The 20,359-nt window shown below is 54.8% G+C and carries 17 protein-coding genes and 1 pseudogene; 6 read left to right on the top strand and 12 right to left on the bottom strand.

Annotated features, from left to right (window positions below; all coding sequences use genetic code 11):
• The first annotated feature begins 51 nt into the window (after positions 1–51).
• Positions 52–1,797 carry an alpha/beta hydrolase gene (locus H6F59_RS17245; RefSeq protein ID WP_190702751.1) on the top strand — a complete coding sequence of 582 codons (1,746 nt, stop codon included), beginning with the start codon at positions 52–54 and terminating at the stop codon, positions 1,795–1,797.
• Between the two features lie 427 nt (positions 1,798–2,224).
• On the opposite strand, the gene H6F59_RS17240 is transcribed toward H6F59_RS17245, so the two are convergent.
• From H6F59_RS17240 to H6F59_RS17225, 4 genes are all read right to left on the bottom strand, one after another.
• Positions 2,225–3,109, bottom strand: a complete 885-nt coding sequence (locus tag H6F59_RS17240; protein WP_190702748.1) for a hypothetical protein — start codon at positions 3,107–3,109, stop codon at positions 2,225–2,227.
• A gap of 65 nt (positions 3,110–3,174) precedes the next feature.
• Positions 3,175–3,822 carry a hypothetical protein gene (locus H6F59_RS17235; protein ID WP_190702745.1) on the bottom strand — a complete coding sequence of 216 codons (648 nt, stop codon included), beginning with the start codon at positions 3,820–3,822 and terminating at the stop codon, positions 3,175–3,177.
• Between the two features lie 299 nt (positions 3,823–4,121).
• Positions 4,122–4,601 (bottom strand): hypothetical protein, encoded by a 480-nt coding sequence (locus tag H6F59_RS17230; RefSeq protein WP_190702742.1) that lies wholly within the window; start codon positions 4,599–4,601, stop codon positions 4,122–4,124.
• A 294-nt stretch (positions 4,602–4,895) separates the two neighbouring features.
• Positions 4,896–5,978 carry an acyltransferase gene (locus tag H6F59_RS17225; RefSeq protein WP_190702739.1) on the bottom strand — a complete coding sequence of 361 codons (1,083 nt, stop codon included), beginning with the start codon at positions 5,976–5,978 and terminating at the stop codon, positions 4,896–4,898.
• Between the two features lie 460 nt (positions 5,979–6,438).
• On the opposite strand from H6F59_RS17225, the gene H6F59_RS17220 reads away from it, so the two are divergent.
• The gene (locus H6F59_RS17220; RefSeq protein WP_190702737.1) at positions 6,439–7,122 is read left to right on the top strand and encodes a Mo-dependent nitrogenase C-terminal domain-containing protein; all 684 of its coding nucleotides are present in this window, start codon (positions 6,439–6,441) and stop codon (positions 7,120–7,122) included.
• A 69-nt stretch (positions 7,123–7,191) separates the two neighbouring features.
• On the opposite strand, the gene prfC is transcribed toward H6F59_RS17220, so the two are convergent.
• The 4 genes and pseudogenes from prfC to H6F59_RS27675 all read right to left on the bottom strand — a co-directional run.
• Positions 7,192–8,838: a peptide chain release factor 3 gene (gene prfC / locus H6F59_RS17215; protein ID WP_190702734.1), complete on the bottom strand. Its 1,647-nt coding sequence runs from the start codon at positions 8,836–8,838 to the stop codon at positions 7,192–7,194.
• 90 nt (positions 8,839–8,928) lie between these two features.
• Positions 8,929–10,203, bottom strand: coding sequence for a pentapeptide repeat-containing protein (locus H6F59_RS26480; RefSeq protein ID WP_242021528.1), 1,275 nt, complete (start codon positions 10,201–10,203; stop codon positions 8,929–8,931).
• 56 nt (positions 10,204–10,259) lie between these two features.
• The gene (locus H6F59_RS26475) at positions 10,260–10,574 is read right to left on the bottom strand and encodes a hypothetical protein (RefSeq protein WP_242021527.1); all 315 of its coding nucleotides are present in this window, start codon (positions 10,572–10,574) and stop codon (positions 10,260–10,262) included.
• A 298-nt stretch (positions 10,575–10,872) separates the two neighbouring features.
• Positions 10,873–10,980, bottom strand: a pseudogene (locus H6F59_RS27675) (pentapeptide repeat-containing protein); the annotation flags it as partial.
• 650 nt (positions 10,981–11,630) lie between these two features.
• On the opposite strand from H6F59_RS27675, the gene H6F59_RS17205 reads away from it, so the two are divergent.
• The 3 genes from H6F59_RS17205 (at position 11,631) to H6F59_RS17195 (ending at position 14,332) form a co-directional block, all read left to right on the top strand.
• A complete protein-coding gene (locus tag H6F59_RS17205; protein ID WP_190702728.1) occupies positions 11,631–12,182 on the top strand; it encodes a hypothetical protein in 552 nt (183 codons plus the stop codon).
• 91 nt (positions 12,183–12,273) lie between these two features.
• Positions 12,274–12,777, top strand: coding sequence for a hypothetical protein (locus H6F59_RS17200; RefSeq protein ID WP_190702725.1), 504 nt, complete (start codon positions 12,274–12,276; stop codon positions 12,775–12,777).
• Between the two features lie 4 nt (positions 12,778–12,781).
• A complete protein-coding gene (locus tag H6F59_RS17195) occupies positions 12,782–14,332 on the top strand; it encodes an NAD(P)/FAD-dependent oxidoreductase (protein WP_190702722.1) in 1,551 nt (516 codons plus the stop codon).
• A 41-nt stretch (positions 14,333–14,373) separates the two neighbouring features.
• On the opposite strand, the gene H6F59_RS17190 is transcribed toward H6F59_RS17195, so the two are convergent.
• The 3 genes from H6F59_RS17190 to H6F59_RS17180 all read right to left on the bottom strand — a co-directional run bounded on the left by H6F59_RS17190 (position 14,374) and on the right by H6F59_RS17180 (position 18,377).
• The gene (locus H6F59_RS17190) at positions 14,374–16,044 is read right to left on the bottom strand and encodes a SpoIID/LytB domain-containing protein (protein WP_190702717.1); all 1,671 of its coding nucleotides are present in this window, start codon (positions 16,042–16,044) and stop codon (positions 14,374–14,376) included.
• Positions 16,045–16,355: 311 nt separating this feature from the next.
• Positions 16,356–16,826 (bottom strand): hypothetical protein, encoded by a 471-nt coding sequence (locus tag H6F59_RS17185; RefSeq protein WP_190702714.1) that lies wholly within the window; start codon positions 16,824–16,826, stop codon positions 16,356–16,358.
• Positions 16,827–17,048: 222 nt separating this feature from the next.
• Entirely contained in the window at positions 17,049–18,377 is a 1,329-nt protein-coding gene (locus H6F59_RS17180; protein ID WP_190702711.1) for a hypothetical protein, read from the bottom strand.
• 596 nt (positions 18,378–18,973) lie between these two features.
• Here H6F59_RS17180 and H6F59_RS17175 point away from each other — a divergent pair.
• Positions 18,974–19,255, top strand: coding sequence for a hypothetical protein (locus tag H6F59_RS17175; RefSeq protein WP_190703058.1), 282 nt, complete (start codon positions 18,974–18,976; stop codon positions 19,253–19,255).
• Positions 19,256–19,618: 363 nt separating this feature from the next.
• Here the strand turns inward: H6F59_RS17175 and H6F59_RS17170 are convergent, their stop codons facing one another.
• The gene (locus H6F59_RS17170; protein WP_190517424.1) at positions 19,619–20,287 is read right to left on the bottom strand and encodes a HEAT repeat domain-containing protein; all 669 of its coding nucleotides are present in this window, start codon (positions 20,285–20,287) and stop codon (positions 19,619–19,621) included.
• Between the last annotated feature and the right edge of the window lie 72 nt (positions 20,288–20,359).

Genomic DNA, 20,359 nt, shown 5'->3' with positions numbered 1-20,359 from the left:
GAGCGAAAATTGAGCAGGGGCGGCTCTTAGTAACATTTTTGGAGTGACGGCATGACCTGGCAACCTGTCGGGGGGTGGCTGCGACCTCGGACCTTAGCTCTAAGCGGGCTAAGTCTGGGCTTGACTGTGCTGAGCGGGCTGCCGGTGCAGGCGGCTGAAGCAATTTTCTTTAGCTACGGACCGGTAGAGCGAGCTGTGAGCACCAGTTCTCTCGAAACCCTGATTGAGTCAGGAGAACTCACTGATGACCTGGCCTTCTACATCAATTTGGTCGGGTTGAGTGAGGCCGAAGTGGCTCAACTACGTCAAAACCTCGATCGCCCGCTAGAGGTGGATGGGGTGCTGCTATCCCGTTTTCTCTACACCAGCGTGGGCGAGGAACTGCTTGACCAGGTGGGGGTAATCCTCAAAACCCGGGCTGGCGGCAACGGTAAGCTATCGCTGCGGGCGGCGCTGATTCAAGCGGCGACTTCACCGGAGGGGCTGTCGGCCATCAATGTGGTGCGATCGTTGCCCACCGACATGCAGATCAGTATTAACGACGCCCAGGCAGTAGCTAGCGCCGTCGAGCGCATCGTCAACGCCACCACCGACTCCATTGTTCAGCTAGAGCAGATCACGGTGAGCCAGGCCGCCCAGCAGCCCCCCATCGACTATGCCAACCTAGCCGATTTGACCGTTCCCGGCCCGGCGAGGGTGCAGATTCAGCGGTTTGAGTTGACCGATACCCAGCGCGATGGTCAAGGACCGGCCCCTGGGGGCCATCGCCAGCTCTATATGGATGTTGTGCGCCCCCGCCAGTGGCGTGGCCAGGCTCCGGTGGTGGTGTTTTCCCACGGGCTGACCTCTAGACCCGAGGCGCGGCACCAGTGGGCATCCCACCTGGCTTCCCATGGCATTGTGGTGGTGCTACCCCAGCACCCCGGCAGCGATGCCCAGCAGGTGGCTGACTTTCAGGCGGGCCTCAGCAGCGACGTATTTGAGGTGCAGGAGTTTATCGATCGCCCCCTCGACATTACTTTTGTGCTCAACGAGCTAGAGCGGCTCAACCCCACAGAGTTTGAAGGGCGGCTCAAGCTCGATCAGGTGGGGGTAGGGGGGCACTCGCTGGGGGGTTACACGGCTCTGGCGGTGGCCGGGGCAGAGATTAACTTTGACCATCTCCAAGAAGTTTGCGATCGCAACTTCATTTACCTAAATACGTCGCTGCTGTTGCAGTGTCAGGCACTAGAGCTGCCTCAGGAGACCTACCGCTTTCGCGACCCCAGGGTTAATTCAGTGCTGTTGGTCAACCCGGTCAACAGCAGTATCTTTGGTCCCGAGGGGCTAGCGGCAGTAAAAGTGCCGGTGATGGTGATTGCGGGCAGCCACGACCCCGCCACTCCCGCCGTGTTTGAGCAGTTTCGCACCTTCCTGTGGTACACCACCGAAAATCGTTCCCTGGCGCTGATCGAAGGGCAGGCTCACATTGACTTCTCAGCGTTAGATGCGGGTCTGTCGCACCTGCTGTCTACCCTACCGGGGCTCACCTTGGCCGAGCCGGAGGTGATCGATCGCTACATGAATGCCCTGGGCCTGGCCTTTGTCGGTCGCTATGTGGCTCGCCGACCTGAGTATGGGTTGTATCTGCGATCGGGCTATGACAGCTACCTCAGCCAGGGCGAACCCTTTCGCCTATTCATGGTGAATGCGGGTGCAGAAGTGGAGCAGCAGTTAATAAACCCCCTCGATGAGCTCCTCCAACCGCTAGAACTGCCTAGCGGTGAACTGGGGGAACCGGAAGAATCAGAAGAATAAAAGGCCAACAATTTGAGAGCCTTAACTGGCCTCCACAGTGACCCAAAGGCCATTGTCGTAGCGGTGTTGGCCTACCATCATTCCCTGACCTCCAACCCGACGACTTGCCAGAATGCGGGCTGGATGACCAGGGTTAGCAAGCTAAAAGACAAACTGCGGATCGCCCTCGTGCTGGTAAACCCAGTTAAAGGTGGTACCTTCACCCTCGATCAATATGGTTGTAGGCGAAAAAAAGCCCGGCTGAGATTTCAGCCGGGCATCAGGAGCAAACTTTTACAACTACTTGTGGCCAGCGAGGCGGAGGTTTTGAGGGCCTCAACGCCTCTATCAAAGCGGTGTTAAGCGAAGTGATTGTGGCCGCCCAGCAGTTGGGCAAGTCGCCTAGTTCTAAAAGGCTAGGGTTTACCAATCATGCTATGCCAGGAAATTAGATTTCCGCCACGGCGCGCTCGATCAACCGACGGGCCAGGGTTTGAGTACCGGTGTGCTCATAGTACTTCACCGACATATCGAGGAATGCGCCCAGGTAGTCGAGCTTGCCCTTAGAGCCTTCGATAAAGCCGCCCAGATTGTCGACCAGTTTGCTCTGGGTGATGTTGTGATCGGTCACAAAGCGATCCATCCAGCCCTTGGTCGACTCAAAACTCTCGGTCATAAACGACAGCTTGGCCTTATCGTTGCCGCCGGGAATTTCGTTTTTGATGCCCTTGAAAGTCTGGTTGCTTTCCAGGTCGCTGGCCCCCATGCCCTTGATAGCGTTGAGCGCCTTGGACGAAAAGTCAGCCCCGAGAGGAATGATGCCGTCAAAGCTGACCAGGGCAGCCATGCGCACCAGTGACTCGCTGCTGTAGTCGCCCAGAGCGGCGAGAAAGTCGCCCAGGCTGTCGCCGGGGATGCCGCTGATTTTACAGAAGGCTACTACCTCGGCCACCAGCTTCACCACCAGGTCGATGGTTTGGGCTTTTTCGGGCTTAGGAGAGAGGTTTTTGAGAAAGCCCAAGAAGGTGTCTTGGCCAATGCGGTTGGCTAGCGCCGCCGCCCCCAGCAGCCCGGAGGCCGAGTCTACGGTTTCGTAGAGCCAGAGGGCGGTCTGGTAGCCCTGCTTTTTGTCGTTGAAGAGAGCGATCGCCCGTTCGCCAATCGCCTGCACCATGGCCTCATCGGTTTCACCCGTGACGGTTTTGATGGTGTTGTCAAAGCCCACCAGGTTGTTCCACTGGCCGGGCACAAAGGTGTCGAGGGTCTTCAGTGCCCGCACGGTCAAGCCCCCGGTGGGAAGCTTATCGACAATTTCGTAGATTTTTTTGCTCACAACTTACTCCTTAGGTCTGCCCTAGTTTCTGGATCGCCGTCATCGCCGTTTGCATAGCTAACTCCCTAGGAGGCGGGCTGAAGACTGGGGGACACGCTCGGCAGCTTCACCCTGGGCAACTTAAATCCGTCCTTGGGCCGAGCCGGAGCGGCGGTGGAAGATTGGGGCAGCGCTGCGGAGGGCTTGGCGCCGGGGTTAATCGCCCCCTTGAGCTGGGCTAGACCTTGGAGGTCAAACTTCTCTAGCCAAGCTGCTCGGTCTTCTTTAGTAAAGGAGGGGTCGCGGGAGAGCACCTTAACCTGGTAGCGATCGTTCACCAGCACTCCAGTAGCGGTGCTGCCTTGCTCTACGGTCGGAAAGCCGCCGATAGATTGGGTGGCAGCGCTATATTTCTCCGCTGAGCCAGGCACGCTGGTGGTATCGCTAATCGTGAGCATGGCCACGGTCTTGCCATCCTGCTCAAGCTTGTACTCAGCAAAACCTTTCTTTTCCTGGTAGGGAGTGACGTTGTAGCCGCTCTGGTTATCTGGGAAAAAGGCGTTGAAGGTGCCGCCCTTTTCGGCTTTTTTATCGACGGCCGCAGGAGAACCAAAACCAGTAGTGTCGTCTTGCACCTGGTCGTATTTAGATGAAGCTGACGTGCAGGCGCTAACCAGCAGCACTAGGCACATCATCAGGGGCGCTAGCCGCCGCAACCAGCGGGTAAAACTCATAACTTTCTCCTTAAACAGGCAAGTGGCTAATGCCCTAGAACGCTCTAAGGCTACTTGGCGATTATCGTTGACCCTGGCACAGAAACATAAAGCTTGCGTAAGCAAAAGTCATTTCTTACCGAAAGGAACAGAGGTATTCGGTCTAGTCTGCAAAATTAAGCCGCTATTTGACCGTAACTACTTTGGACTGATAAGCATTATTTCTTCAGTGTGCTTCTGGTTGAATGCTCGCTTCAAGGCGGTCCCCAGTCTCGGCTGCCGCAGACTATACGCCTCACGTACCGCACCCCTCTTTCATCTTAGAGGCCCAGGGCCACCTTAAACTTGACTAGAGCAGCGGCTTCAGCGGTGCTGACCTTATTGCTGCCAGTGCCAAACAACCCTTCACCAGCCGCAGCGGCGACAGCGGCACCGCAGTCGTAGACAAACTGCTTGTACTCGGCGACTTCCTCAGCGGAGGCCTTGCCTTCGACTAAGGTCAGGGCGGCGCTAATGTCGGCGATCGCGCTGTCGATCATGGCTCCCGATTTGACATCCTCGGGCTTGATATCAGGCTTGTCGAGCTTGACCTGATTACTCTTCATGGTTTCTTCTGAGAAAGCCGCTTGAATGATGGAGTTGGCGGGATATTTTTGGGCAGCCCCAGCAATTTGTTTTGACATCGCCGCCGCTTCAATGGCCGTAGAGACAATGCCCATATCAACCATGGCCACCGAAAGCCCGGTCATCATTGGGGCCTTGACCAGGGTTTGTAGCTCTGCGGTTGTGTAACTGCTCATGGTTTACCTCGTGGAGGACGGTCTTGGCATAGATACTAAACTACTCAGTCTCCTTTGAGGGTTAAGCAAAAATGATGAGAAACCCATAGGAGCCAAGTTTGCTTCCAGGGCTAGATATTTGAGCGGTTTGGGTAACAATCGCAGATTAAAGCTACCCCAACCTTAGCTCGTTGCATCAGCTTAAGTGCAAAGTCTAGGTGGGGCGATCGCCCTATGTATCCAAAAAAAGTAGGATGGTACGCTCAAGGTCAAAACAAGTGGAAAGAGCTAGAAATCTTGAGTCGATAATGTGCCTTAAGGCTGCTCTTTGTGTACTCGGATCGCAGCTATTTTAGGCGAGTTAGGGGATAGCTTTTCTGCCACTGCCCTGGCGAGCGAGTGAGAAGGCTTTTCCACAAGCAAGTAAAAAACACAGCATAAAAGCAGAGTAAATATAATCTGTACTAGCCAATGCATTACGGGTGAAAATATGGGCAACGACCAATATACGTAAAGAGCAGGACCAAGTAAATGAACAAGGTAAATTGAGTAACTACCTTTACCCGCCTTTTCAAGCAAAGGAATGGGAGCATTAACTCGGTAGTATAAAATCTCTTTTTCTAGCCAAAAGAAAGCAAAAACAGCAAACAGAGTTAAAGTCCAAGGATATTTAATCGGTGAGTGAAACCTTAAGGCGCTGCAAACAAAACTTAAAAACCAAGCGGCAAACCGCCAATTCGAGATATTGATTTTGAGACTTGCAGTAGAAGTGAAAAATCTATCCGTTTTTTCCGCCAGACAGCAGCCCAACAACCAGCATGGCAGTCCCAAAGCCCAGTTAAAATAGGGTCCGTATGAGGGGTAATTACCTGCCGACGGATCGCGCAAGACAACTAAAATAGCTACAATATAGGATGCGAAAAGAATCTTTTTCCACCCAAACCTTCTCCTTAAAAACAAGAGACCGGGATAAATTAGGTAGTAAATTTCTTCCGCTAACAAACTCCACAATATAGAGTCTTGCAACAAAGTTAACTTCACCCCAAGCGGTATTGCGATCAGAATTGCTGCAACAATAGGCACCCAGATTCTTAAATGTCGTCGAGCAAAGTAAGGAATTAGAAGCGGCTTCTTATTACCCCGAAAGGGGTAGTGAATACAAAATCCAGAAATAACAAAAAATACGATGACTGCGGCAGGGGCAGAAAATAAGTTGTTATAGATTCCAGCAAATATCTTGCCTAAAACATTGCTCTCATTTACTTCTATCGGGAAAACTCCAATATGGCCAAAAACAACCCACATTGCCAGGAAAAATCGAATTGTGTCTAGCCCAAGCACTCTTTTTCTAGCTGAGTCGCTGTATGTAGCATTTAGATCTGGCATATCTATTGCCATAGGGTTTTTCCGCCATTTTTGATGAGATTATATCCAAGTCGCTAATTTTATAGCACCATGTGCAGAGAAAGAGGCGGTTGTTAGGGTTCTTGCGCTCGGTTCCCTCTCAGTCTTTTAAGGCCAAGGTTCACTTGCCGCAATCCCAGCAATGGACAAAGATGTTGCGACACTTCAAACTAGACATTAGCGGCACATCTCCATCTTCCGTCTGTCTACAGGACTGGATCCGTAACGCAGTCATCACAAAACGACTAGTTTGGCTCACGCATCGTACTCATTGCAGAAAATTGCCCTGACTCAGGGCAGGCTTAAAATAGCAGCGTTAAGATTAAAGCGCTACAGCCTGCTTTCAAATTTTTGTGGCTGTTGATATCGCGATGGTTCTGCGGAGAGGGTCTTACAACTCCTCCTGCTGATGAAGCTGCGCCACGACTATCGCACTGACCCTTGAGGAGGATCTATGCCCGCAGTCACTCAGTCTCCCTACACCCAGGAGCAGATCAAGGTCTGGCTCCGGGGGCTGCTTACCCTGGCCTGGGCCGACGGCAACTTTGACGACGACGAAAAGGCGCTAATCGCCACCATTACCGAAGACGAACTAGCCCCCGAGCTCGATTTTGAGCATTTTGAACCCGTTACCCCTGCCGAAGTGGCCCGTGTGCTCGGCTCTGACCCCAAAGTGGCGGAAAACTTTTTGCGCATGGCGGTCATGGTAGCCCTATCCGACGGGGTGTACTCCGTAGAAGAGGACTTGCAGCTCCAAGCGCTGTGTCAAGCTCTGAACCTGCAAGATACCGTGCTCACCTCGGTGCGATCGACCATATACAGCCTCAAACCGGAGAATGCCGAGATTGCTGCTGAACTGCGCCCTCCAGTAGTAGGTAAGATTGACCCACTTAAACCCGCTCGCGAATGGCTCGATCAGCTTGAGGTGCACGACCCGCGCCTGGCCCGGTTTGTCTGCAAACTGATTCCCTCCCAGTGCCCCTTTGAGCGCGATGTGGTGCTGTTTAACAAAAAGCTGGTGCACATTCCACCCATGTGCAAAATTAACCCGCTGTACGAGCAGCTGGTGGGGCTACGCTTTCGCGCCTTGTCTTACCTGGCTGATGACTGCGGCGAAGACGTGACGCCGCTGCTGTAGACGGTTGCCCTATTGGTCTGCTGCCCCCTGAGCCAAGCCGAAGGGGCGTCAGACGGTTGACACTACAACCTAGAGACTCTCGGGTTCTTTGCCGGAGACTACGGGGGCGATCGCACTGAGCTTGAGTTCAGGGTGGTCAGACTGAATCTGCTGACAGTTCCACTCGTTGCGGAACAGGAGAACCGGGCGATCCCAGCTGTCTTTAACGGTGACAGTGTTAAACAGTCGGCCTACTTTTTCCAAAGCCTCCCAGCCGCCGTCCACCCAGCGAGCCACGGCATAGGGCAGCGGCTCAATGCGGGTTTCGACGTTGTACTCGTTTTGCAGACGGTACTGCACCACCTCTAGCTGAAGCTGACCCACCGCCGCCAAAATGGGGTCGCGCTTTGACTCGTCAGCGGAGAACATGATTTGCACCGCCCCTTCTTCGCGCAGCTCTGATACGCCCTTTTGGAACTGCTTGTACTTAGAGGGGTTGGGGTTCTTGAGGTAGGCAAAGATCTCTGGCGAAAAGCAGGGGATGCCGTCGTACTCCAGCCGCTTGCCTTGGTAAATGGTGTCGCCGATCGCAAACACCCCAGGGTTATTCAGACCAATCACGTCGCCCGGATAGGCTTCTTCCAGCGATTCTCTGCCCTGACCAAACAGCTTTTGGGGGTGCGACAGGCGCACCGACTTGCCGCTGCGAGCGTGGCTCACCACCATATCTTTCTCAAACTTGCCGGAGCACACCCGCACGAAGGCGATGCGATCGCGGTGTTTAGGGTCCATGTTGGCTTGAAGCTTAAACACAAAGCCTGAGAAGTCTTCGTTAGTGGGGGAAATTTCGCCCAGGGTGCTGCTGTGGGCCGAGGGCTTGAGGGCGTAGTCGAGAAAGGCGTCGAGAAACAGCTGCACACCAAAGTTGGTCATGGCGCTACCAAAGAACACCGGGGTCTGCTGCCCGGCGTGGACAGCATCGAGATCCAGCTCTGGCCCAACTTCTTCTATCACCTCCAGCTCTTCTTTGAACTGGTAGTAGAGGTCCTGGTCGAGCAAATCTTCGATGCGGGGGTCGCCAATATCTAGCACCGTGTTTTTGGCCGCTTTTTTACCGTGGATGCTGCGCTCAAACAAGTGAATCTGCTGGTGACGACGGTCAAATACGCCCTTAAAGCGATCGCCCATGCCGATGGGCCAGTTGACTGCGTAGGTTTGCAAACCCAGTCGTTGCTCAATCTCATCCAGCAGTTCTAGGGGTTCGCGGGCGGGGCGATCCATCTTGTTGAAGAAGGTGAAGATGGGCAGCGATCGCATGCGGCACACTTCAAATAGCTTCAGGGTTTGCGGCTCTAGACCCTTAGCAGCGTCTTCGAGCATCACCGCGTTGTCGGCGGCAGCCAGCGTCCTGTAGGTGTCTTCGCTAAAGTCTTGGTGACCCGGCGTATCGAGCAGGTTGATGGTGTAGCCGCCGTAGGCAAACTGCAACACCGTGGAGGTGATCGAAATCCCCCGCTGCTGCTCCAGCTCCATCCAGTCGGAGGTGGCGCTGCGCTGGGCTCGCTTGGCCTTCACCGCCCCAGCTTCTTGAATAGCGCCTCCGTAGAGCAGCAGCTTTTCGGTCAGCGTTGTTTTACCGGCGTCGGGGTGAGAAATAATGGCAAAATTGCGCCGTTGCTCTACCGCTGCGGCAATATCGGCGGAGGTGGCGGCGGTAGAAACGGCGGCGTCAGTCATGAACTAGCGTACTCGTGCGTGTGAATGGATACGTCTTTTAATTGTACGGGCTGACCTGGGTTTTGATGGGCGAGGTGCTGAGCGGACGGCCTAAAGCAGAGCGAACAGGCTAAGTACTAGGGGCAGCAGTTTGGTGCAGGCCTCGGCTAGCTTTGAGGCATCGGTAAGGGTCTCGGTCATGCCTTTGAGGGTGGTAGTGGCGCGTTTGACGATACCTTTGGTTTTGTCATCGGGGTTGGGTTCAGTGCCTGCGGTGGCAATGCGAGCCACGGCTTGCAGGGCTTCGGCTTTTTCCTCGTTGCTGAGTTCGCCGTCGGTTTCTACGGCGGTTTTGAGCTGGGTGAGAATGTCGCGCAGGTCGGGCTGGTCGGGAGCAGCGGGCGCAGGAATTTGATTGAGCTGGTTGGTGACCTGGCCGCTGATTTGCCCCAAGTTAAGGGTGCTGCCCGATAGGTTGACGTCGCCCCCGGCGTAGAAGCTGCCGTCGCCTGTGTTAATGGGGTTGTTCATATTGTTAATTTGTACGCTGGATAAAAATCGACTGAAGCCCAGGGAAATATCTTTAATGTCGTCGGCTCGGCGCTTTTCGGCTTCGAGTTGGGCAGCGGCGGTGGCGGCAGTGAGGCGGGCTTCATACACTTCGTCCCAAGTGCGCTCGATATCGGCTTTGTTGGTGGCTTCGGGCACTTGAATGGTAACTAGGACATCGTCGCCCTTGCGCTCAAAGCCCTGAATGGAGTCGGCGGTAATGTCGGGGTGCGTTTCGATAATGCTCTGAAATGCTGCCTTAAACGAGTCAGGGTTGACCCCGTTGCGAATGAGCAACTGCACGGTGTCGAGCATGTCTTTGAAGAATTTTTCAAAGTCGCCGGGCTGAAAGTCTTTGTCAGGATTATGGGGTCGCCGCTCTCGGTCGCCCCGCCCGTCAGGCTGCTTTCGCAGAAACACATACTGGCAGTCGATGTCTTTGAGAATGGTGGTGCTGTCGATGTTCCAGGCTTCGAGGCAGGCCCCGGTGAGTTGGGCAGCGGTGAGGTCAGTGCCGACGCAGTTGGCCTCGGTCAGCGTGGCCTCGTGAAGTTCGGCGTGGTGCAGGATGGCCCCGCTCAGGTTCGCACCCTTAAGAATGGCACGGTGGAGCTTGGCCCCGGCCAGGTTGGCCCCGCGCAGATCGGCGTTGCTCAGGTCTTGGTCGATGCCGTTGAGGGTGGTGAGCAGCAACCGCACGCGTGGGTCTTGCAGGATGGCGATGCCTAGGCGGGCGCGATCGAGCTGTTGAGCCTGGTGCCAGCGAACGTGGGTGAGGGTGGTGGGCCGCTGGCACCAATCGGCAAAGTTAGCGCTTTTGAGGATGGCATGGGCCAAGGTGCCCCCGGTGAGATCTGCGCCGCTAAAGGTGGTACCCCCCAGGGCCGTAAAGGCTAATCCAATAATGCGAAGATTCTCAAATTTTGGATCTCCTCTATGGCTTTTTCGACTGATATAGAGTGAAAGTAGTAAGTTTGCGAAAGCGAAAGCGAATGCAAAAACGACAGCAAAAGAAACAGCGACAGCGAAAGCGACAGCGCCAGCAATAGCGCCAGTAACAGCGAAAGCGAAAGCAAAAACAACAGCGCCAGCGCCAGCAACAGCGCCAGCAACAGCAATAGCGCCAGTAACAGCGAAAGCGCCAGCGAAAGCGAAAGCGACGGCAACAGCGAAAGCGCCAGCGAAAGCAACGGCAACAGCGAAAGCACTAGCGAAAGCAACGGCGACAGCGAAAGCGCTAGCAAAAGCGACAGCGACAGCGAGAGCGACGCTTCCTAATGCTTTTAACGTGAAGCCTTGGCGGGCAATCGTTAAGAAAACGACGATGACTAGAACTGAACTGACTAGTCCTGCAATCAGGAATTCCTGAGAACCTTCAGTCAGCAGGTATCCAATCCAAGCTCCGGCAAAGCCTTGCAGAAATCCTGTAATGACGGAGATAAGAACGATTAAGAGCAACTGACCGACAACCCACCGCCGTTGCAACCCGGCCCTAGCGTGGCTAAAGTTTACTTCTTCCAGCGTCGCTTCCACAAACCGGGCGCTGCGAATATCTGCCCCGCTAAAGTCAGCTCTCGACAGATCTACCCTATGAAAATTGCACCCGCGCAGCACCGCACCGCGAAAGTCGCGTTCTCCGGCGGCGTAGAGGCGGGTGACTTCAGTGGCGCTCAGGCGTTTGCCCTGGTACCGGCCTGGCTTAGTCAATGAGTAGATCTCGTGTGGGTTGCTCTCAATTTAAGCGCAACCCACCCTAAAAGGCACTACCCACGCAGTTACGCTGCCTAACGACAGAGAAAACCCCGGTTTTTAAGGGCAGGGCCAGGGCTTGAGGCACGGCGCAGCAGAAACCTGGTTTCTAGCAGAGGCGATAGCATAGCCACCAATCACCAGATAGCGCACCTCATTATCGTTTAACGACTGTACAAACTCTTTGAAATCTTGGTTCAGCACCGTATTTCCAGAGGTGGTATTGCTGCCGGATAGACTCTAGAGCTTTTAGTCTGTCTGTATGGGGTTGGCTACGCCAATAGGTAGCATCTTGCTTTGGGGCATGGAGGCTAGCTCTTGTAACCACCATCTGCATAGCGCGAGGCTTTGGAACAACCACAACTGGTATTTTCTCCCTAGCTAAACCTATTGTAAATCACCTGGATAGCCTAGAGTGTCTAGGCTCCCGTTCAGAAACCATCGCACAGATTGATGCGGCGACCGGCAAAAAATTCGCTACCCTAAACGGTCGTGTAGCGTAGGCAGCAACAAGGATGGCAGCAATGGAGATGGTGGGCAAAATTGCGGTAGGTTTAGCTCTCGGAGCAGCCCTAGTCAGCAGCGGGTTGGAGCCAGCTCTGGCGAAAATGCCAACGCCGACGACAGCAGAATTTAGCTTAGATAGCCGCCTGAAACAGACGCGATCGCAGTCCTACCGCTACGCCATGCTGGCGGGCTACTCTGCCGCCGAACTGGGAGACTACCACACAGCACTGATCAACTTTCGCCGGGCGTTGACATTTCGGCCGGGCGATCGCTACGCCAACGCCGGCATTCGCAATATGCAAACCTATATCGCCCAAGAGCGAGCCGAGGCCGCCAAACAGGCCGAAATCGTCCAGCGCCAGGCAACTTTAGCCAGGGCTGTGGAAGCTAGCGACTGGGCCTGTGCCGCCGCCTCGGTCGATCGCTTAGTGGTGCTGATACCGCCTACCTCCACCGATCGCGCCCGACTGATTGCCTACCGGGGCGAGCTTGCCGGGTTCATTCAGGCCAGGGCCAACCTAGAGCAATGGTCTACAGTTTGCCCCGGCGGTCAGGTTTAGTCGGTCAACGCTCCCTGAGGGATGAACATCGACGCGGCATAATAACTATTGGGTTCACACCCAACTGTCTTTGCCCCATTGTCTTTTGCAAATGAACTACCTGGTTGCCGTTTTAGACAATCGCATCAAAGCCGAAGAAGCCTACAGCGCCCTTGAAGAAGCCAGTCTGCCCACAGATAACTTCGACATCTTGGGCAAAGGCTTCAAGAGCGCCGACGAATACGGGCTTGTCGACCCCGCCGACCAGGCCTGGAATCAAATTCGACTGATGGCGGTGTGGCTGGTGCCCTTTGGTTTCGCTGCTGGGTTCATGTTCAACATCATTACCGGGCTAGATACCTTTGCCTTCACGGGGCGGTTGGGCAACCAGATCATCGGTGGGTTGCTCGGGGCGATCGGGGGATCGATGGGAGCCTACTTTATTGGCGGCGGCATGGGCATTCTCGGCAGTGGCGATGCCCTCTCGTACCGCAACCGACTCGACGACGGCAAATTTTTGGTGGTAGTGCGCGGCTCCGAAGCGGTGGTTCGCCAGGCCACCCCCATTCTGCGCAAGTTTCGTCCTGAGAACATCCAGGGCTATACAGGAAGATAGGGCCATGCCGTTTCCCCAAACCACCGATGTCATTGTGATCGGCAGCGGCATTGGTGGCCTGTGCTGTGGCGCGCTGCTGGCCCGCTACGGCTATAGCGTCACCGTCTGCGAAAGCCACACCATCGCGGGCGGAGCAGCCCACGGCTTTGAGCGCCAGGGGTTCATCTTTGATTCGGGGCCATCCCTCTACTCAGGAATGTCGTACCGGGCTTCTACCAACCCCCTGCGCCACGTGCTCGATGCGGTGGGCGAAGGGGATAGCATTACCTGGGCCAACTACAACACCTGGGGCGTGCGCCTGCCCGAGGGCGACTTTGACACCACTGTGGGCAACGACCAGTTCGCCGACGTGCTGCGGGAGCTGCGGGGCGAGACCGCTGTGCAAGAGTGGCGTTACTTGCAAAAAGCGATGGTGCCCCTGGGCAAAGCGGCCACCGCCCTCCCCCCCGCCGCTCTGAGGTTAGATCTGGGTGCGGTGCAAACCGTGGCCCCCTACACCTGGGAACTGCTGCGCAATGCTCCAGCGTTCACCCAGTCCAGCAAACCCTTCAGCAACGTGCTCGATCGCACCACCCGCGATCCCTTCATTCGCAACTGGATGAATATGCTGTGCTTTTTGCTGTCGGGCCTACCCGCCGAGGGCACCAGCACCGCCGAAATGGCCTTTATGTTTGCCGAGTGGTATCGTCCGGGCGTAACGCTGGACTATCCCATGGGCGGTAGCGCTGCTCTGATCGAGGCCCTGGTGCGCGGCCTAGAGAAGTATGGCGGCACTCTGCGGCTGGGCGCTCACGTCAACGAAATTTTGGTGGAGCAGGGACGCGCGATCGGAGTCATCCTGAAATCGGGCGAAACCCTCAAAGCCAGCACCGTGGTCTCCAACGCCTCCATCTGGGACACGCTGAAGCTGGTGCCCGATGGAGCCTTGCCAAAGACGTTTGTAGAAGAGCGCCAGGCCACCCCTGAGTGCCCCAGCTTTCTACACCTGCACCTGGGCATCGACGGTGAGAGACTTCCCTCTGACCTGGCCTGCCACTACATCACGGTCGACGACTGGGAACGGGGCATTGACGCTCCGCAGAATCTCATCGTCATGTCGATTCCCACGGTGCTCGATCCGTCGCTGGCCCCGCCAGGCAAGCACACCATCCATGTCTACACCCCCGCCAATGAGCCCTACGAACTTTGGCAGGGATGCGATCGCCGCAGCCCCGAATATGCCCAGCTCAAGGCAGAACGGGCAAAACCCCTCTGGCAAGCCCTAGAGCGCATCATCCCCGATGTGCGCCGCCGCGTGGAGGTGGAATTGGTCGGCACTCCCCTCACCCACGAACGCTTTTTGCGCTGCCATCGGGGCAGCTACGGCCCCGCCATATCGGTTCAAGACGGCCTCTTTCCAGGGCCAAAGACCCCGCTTGAGGGGCTGCTCTGCGTGGGCGGTTCTACCTTCCCCGGCATTGGCCTACCGGCGGTAGCCGCCTGTGGATTAATGACCGCCAACACCCTGGCCTCGGTCAGCCAGCACCGCCAAATGCTGCGCGATGTATTGGGCTAGTAGCGCCTCTGCCTACCCCTAAGCAGCCTCACCCTCCACACCTACGTTGGCTCACGCCAGAAGGTCAGATTTTCGCCAATCGGCTGTAGCGTGGTGCCAGGATAGTAGAACTGGAGAATGCGAGGATAGGCCCAGCCCAGGCTGCCCAGGCGGTACGACCCAGTTTGACTTAGGCCGACGCCATGACCCCAGCCGCCCCCCACAAAGCGGTAGCCCGTGATCTGTCCCGAAGCAGGGGCAGCAGGAGTTCCACTCGCTGCCGGAGCCTGATACATCGGCTCGACATAGAACAGCAGGCTGCGGGGGGCTGTGAGCACCCGCACAATTTCATCCTTCTTGAGCTGCACCACGCCCAGGTCGGTTTCGATGTCGATCGCCTGCACCCGACCCGAGTCAGCCCGTTCTGAAACGCGCACCGATCGCACCTGGGTCAGCCCTGCCATCGGGTGCTGGCGGCGGCCCAGGTAGGTCCTTAAGTCCTGGGTGATTTCGGCCAGGGGGCTCTCGTTGCGCCAGCGAAACAGCTCCCAGGTGTCTTCGTTAAAGCCCTTGTCGATAGCCATAAAGGCGCGAATTGCCTCCTCGGAGCTGAGGGGGTACTGGTTGATATCCCAGAGGCCGTTGACGGTATCGACCACCGGGCGTAGGTAGGGGCGATCGGGGCCATCCCACACGTCGCTAAAGGCGGCGGTAATGCCCCCAGTGGTGGAGGAATACAGGGCATCCACTAGCTCGTTTTGGTAGGTGAGCACCTGACCCTGAGTGGCCTGAATGGCCTGGTCGGCCACGGGCGCGGTGCCGGTCAGCCCTCGGTAGACCTGACACTGGGTGTCGGCGCAGAGCTCATAGTCGTCGATGGCGAAGCGTCGCAGATTGCGTAGGGCATAGGTGCGAGCCAGCACCGCCTGGGCCTGAATGGCGGGCACTGGCGCACTGGCACCAATCTCGTGGGGCACCACGCCGCGCAGGTAGGTTTCGATCGGCACGTTGTTGACCAGGGTGTAGGTGCCGTAGGTGTTGGGCTGCACCCGCAGGGTGCCGCCATAGACGCGGGTGACGGGTGGCTCGCCGGGCTGGGTCACCCGCACTCGCCCGCCGCTGGCGCGAATGTCGAGGGTGTCGCGGCCATAGCGATAGCCGTTGGCTTCAAAGTAGGTGCGGGGAATTTGACCCACCACTTCGCTGTCGAGAAAGACTTCGGTAAAGCCTTGGGCTTGCAGGTTTTTGACCAGCAGGCGACGCACTAGGGGGCTGTTGTAGGTTTCACGGTTAGCCCACACTTCCCAACTGCCGGGCTGAGCGATCTCGGGCTCAATGCCGCGATCGCGCCACTGCTGGGCACTGTATTCGGCAGTCTCAAAGCTGCGGTGGTTGCTGAGCACCACGCGCTCGCCCAAGGTGGCTTCGGGCAATTGCTCTGGAGTGAGGCCGATCACAACTCGCGTCGCGGTCACCGTTTGGGGCTGGCCCTGGGTGTCAAAGCTGAGGGTGAGCTGCTCGCCGGGCAGGGCTTCGAGGGTGATGCGGTCTTGTAGGTCTTCGCCAAAGCGCTGCACAATGCCCACCTGAATCACCGGGTTTTGGGCGGCGGGGGTGGGTGCTGCGATCGCGGTGATGAGGGCGATCGCCATGCCGCCCAATGCTCCCAACCATCGCGATCGCCGATGGCATAAGGGTTGAAGCTGAAGTCGGGGCAGGGAGAGCGTAGCCATAGTGCTCTAACAAAGTAGTGTGCTACCCAGCCTGCCGTTTGTGCAGTTGGGTCAGAGAAATTCTAGCGGCTTCAGACCCTGAGGGTGGGAATCTTTCCTAGGTCTATTCTCAATGGGCAATTCCTATGCAATGCTGTCGTGCTAAAACGGCTGGTGCCGCTTATTGCTTCACTGTTGTTACGTTCAATCGACGGCACATCTTCAAGACACAGTGGGTTGGGAATAAGATTCTTCTGACATTGTTGTGTTTTCTGCGTCAATCCAATCTACAGGAGAGACTGCGACACCCTCACCTTGAAATTCATATAGTCTTAAATAAGAGAAAATTCCTGCTTTAGAAAAGCTAGCAACTCTTCAGCATGAGGCTCAGAAACGTCAAATGCATGTAGATCTTTGCCATGGACTGTGTAAACGTAGGCATTGGAACATTCAAAGCAAAGTGTGGTTGTGAACAAAAGTTCCGTCTCGTCGTAGAATGCTAATTCCCACGGTGGCATATGGCACCGAGCTGGTTCTCCTGGAGAGAGTTTTTGAAATAATTGAATAACGTGTTGTGCCTCTTCGCCATCAAGCAACTTACGGTCTTGGACATAGTTCCAAAAGGATTCTGGCCAACCGTTCTCCGAAATGATATCCCGGTTATGCAGCTTCAGCAGTTCAACTCGGACTGCTTTATCAATCGGGACTTCGTAAGCTGGAGCCTTCCAAAAATTTGCACTCATAACACCGCTACAAAAACCTAAGTTAGTAGGTTGGGTTAAGCTAGAAAACCCAACAGCCACCACTAACCTAGCACTATGCAATACTATGGTGGGTTGGGAGTGAAATTCTTCTGGTATTGTTGGGTTTCCTATGTCAACCTAACCTAAAGGAAATCTGCAATCGTACAACCTTGATGCTTGCACAAAGAATTAATATTCACCTTAAAAGGACAAACTTCCATAGAGAGTTTGTCCTTTTAAGAAAATCTTGAGTTTTATGACACAACTGACAGTTTTTTCGACTTACAGATGAGATAGGACGTAATTCCCACTCCCTTGATGTTCATGCAGGCCTCCTCCAGGGCATTTTCCGGCTGAGGCTTTTCCTCCAGAGTAAAATAGAGCCTCGCACTTATGACACCAGCGCCAGTCTTTTTGACCTACAGATGGATTTTGAGATAAGGCGTAGTTTCCACTTCCCTGATGTTCATGCTGGCCTCCTCCAGGGCATTTTCCGGCTGAGGCTTTTCCTCCAGAGTAAAATAGAGCCTCGCACTTATGGCACCAGCGCCAGTCTTTTTGGCCTACAGACGCATCTTGAGACAAGGTGTAGTTTCCACTTCCTTGATGTTCATGCTGTCCCCCTCCAGGGCATTTTCCAGCTAAGGCTTTCCCCCCAGAGTAAAATAGAGCCTCGCACTTACGGCACCAGCGCCAGTCTTTTTGTAATTGAGTCGTACCTTGCGGAGATGTGGGTTTTGACGTAGCTGTGGCAACTGCTGGAGAAGCAGAAGGAGGTGACTGCGGAGCATTTCGGATATCTGACCCCAGTATGACTTCGGAATTAGAATAGTAACCAACCTCTATATCTTCTGTGAATTCTAGAGAGTTAGAAATGCCGCCTGCAGCCATGACTGCTTCAATAGGTAAAGCATGGAAGTGATGATTTCTGTGCTTTGGATTGTAGTTTAAGGCTGTATACCCAGTTAGGTAGGCTCTATACCTTATTCTAACCTTCATCTTACCTTCACTAGCCGAAATCGTTGCTATCTCTTCTTCGCCAGGTTCAAGCGTCACCATCAAACCAGAAGTTGAGCCAACCGTGTACTTTTGCGAATGTTCCCCACCAACACCCCAAGACTGCATATATGACAACGTAGTTTCTCCCTCAACCCCAGCGTCAGGAACTCCTACTTTGTAACTGAAACTCTGCTCAATAGTGAGCTCGCCACCCGTACTCCACGTGGAAGTTGCCGAGGTTTCTACTGTGCTTGTTATTGAACAATCGAATTCACCTGAGTTCCTAGCACTGCGGTTTCTGAATGTTTGGGTTTTAACTATTTTTGGATTCGATTCTATCGAAAGAATCTGTGCGCTTTGAACCTCCAGAATCATTTGAACTTGAGGCCAATCATATCTTCTGTATAGATCATCCCATGGAGTTGGGCTGCAAAGAAAAGCATCATTTGGGCTTTTCCCAAAATAAGCATTTACTGCATTTTTAAGCTGCCGGTCTTCGAGCTTGAAAGTTTTCCTTTCCTTATCTGTAATAACATGCTGCACACTTCCGGAAGCAGTTACACTAGAGCTCGACTCATCTGGACCAGCAACGATACTAACACTAATACCCATTGAAATTCCTCAATGACAACGCAAGGGTTAAAGAGGCCTCAATCCTACAGCGATATTTTGCAATATAGTGCTGAGCAAATGTATCGATATCAGGAGGGTCTCATCCTTACAGCTAAGGATAGTAAATCAGAGCTTTGTTCTTTTGCAAGTCAAAAAACTAAGCTTAATGTTAAGTCAATAGCCATAGGATTTAGATTAATTATATTGTGATGATCTTTACAGTATTAAAGCGTAAAGATGTAAAGGTACTATGACCAGTAACTCATGTTTTGATTCGCGGTAACCGAGAAGTGAAAAGCCCATGAAACGGCTGAGTTATTTTTCAGAAAGTGCCTTACATACAGTTGACGGGGAGCTTTTGTATCAGTACACTCGTCTAAGCCGTTCGGCGGAGCGGCGACCACACAGAACTCGAAAACTTTAGCGCTGCCTGGAGGTGTTAGCGGCACCAACAGACAGCTGACCCCGCAAATCTCCTAAGGCAGATTGCGAGGCTAGGCTCATGGTACCCTAGCCCCCTCAGTTTGCACTTCATGCTGCGGGTGGCTGGGGTTTTCGCGTTCTGTCTTCCTCAACCACATATGGAGACAGAACCCATGTTTGAATATCTCGAACCCGATGCCAGCGGCGCATCTAATCTGCCGCCGTCTTCACCCAGCACCGCCCAAATTCGTCCAGAGCGGGTGCGCCACATGCTCTACGGCAGCCTAGCCGCTATAGATCGCACCATCAAAATCTTCCACGCCCTCGGCTACACCGACCCCAACGACTGGAGCGACCCCATCCCCGTGCCGCCCACCAGCGGCACTATCAGCACAAGCTTTCCAACGGGAACAGTCTGGATGGCGATCGCCACCAAAACCGTGCTGATTGAGTAAAGCCCTCGCCCGCCCCCGACGGCCTACCCATTGCTGTCGGGGGCTGCGATCGCCAAATCAAGCCCACTGCGATCGCAACTTGGCATACTCAGCAGCCCGTTTAACAAATTAAGGCCGCTGCAAAGCAAAGTGGCACAGCTGTTTAGCGAAGTGGCATAGCTGTTTAGCATACACAGACAGCTGCAAAGCGAAGTGGCACAGCTGTTTGACATACACAGGCCGCTGTTAAGCAAACTGGCACAGCTGTTTAGCTTACAGCGACCGCTGCAAAGTGAAGTGGCACAGCTGTGTAATGCTTTCAAAGGTCAAATTGCCAATTGCACGCCGCATTATGTCAATTTGACCCAGCGATATCGATGCGCGCTAACCGTCCTTACGCTTTTGCAGTCGGGTGAGAGAAATTCTCGCCGACTCAGCCACCTGAAACTGGGAGTCTTTTTCGAGGTAGCGCAGGGCTGGCTCAGTTTTGGGCGTGGGCAGATAGCCCAGGGCTTCGGCTAAACGCTGGCGCACCAGCCAGTCTTCAGACTGGGCAAACTTGAGGATTTCGTCGACCGCTTCTAGGTCGCCAATCTCGCCGACAGCTGCGATCGCCGCCTGCTGCATCACAACCTCGTCACTTTGCAACGCCTGCATCAGCACATCGTGAGCGCGAGGATCTTTGAGGTTGCCGAGAGAAACCGCCGCACTGAAGCGCACCAGCCAGTCGGTGTCTTCATAAAAGGCCCGCACCAAAGTCTCAAACGCTCGGGGATCTTCCAAATATCCCAGCGCCCCAGCCGCGTCAGCACGAATGCCGTAGTCGGGGTCAGAGGTGAGCAGATTAATCAAAATGTCGTAGGACTCTTCGTCGGGCTTGATGCCCAAGGCAAACACCGCCATCGAACGGATTTGCAGGTTCTTGTCGTGGAGCGCCTGCCGAATCAGCGGTGCCGCCTGAGCCGCAGGCACATCCCGCAGCGAGGCCAGAGCCAGCATGCGGTCTTTCGAGTCTTCGCTTTTAAGCTGGGCAGAAATCTGCTCTAAATCCATGGGGAAGGTTCGGGGTGAACGGTCTTCTTCAGTATAAGGAGATGAGAAAGATGGGGCAGGTGAGGAAGGTCA

The sequence above is a fragment of the Nodosilinea sp. FACHB-141 genome, from assembly GCF_014696135.1.
Taxonomy (GTDB): Bacteria; Cyanobacteriota; Cyanobacteriia; order Phormidesmidales; family Phormidesmidaceae; genus Nodosilinea.
Note: the sequence above shows the minus strand (reverse complement) of the source record. Positions and strands in the feature narration are given on the sequence as shown.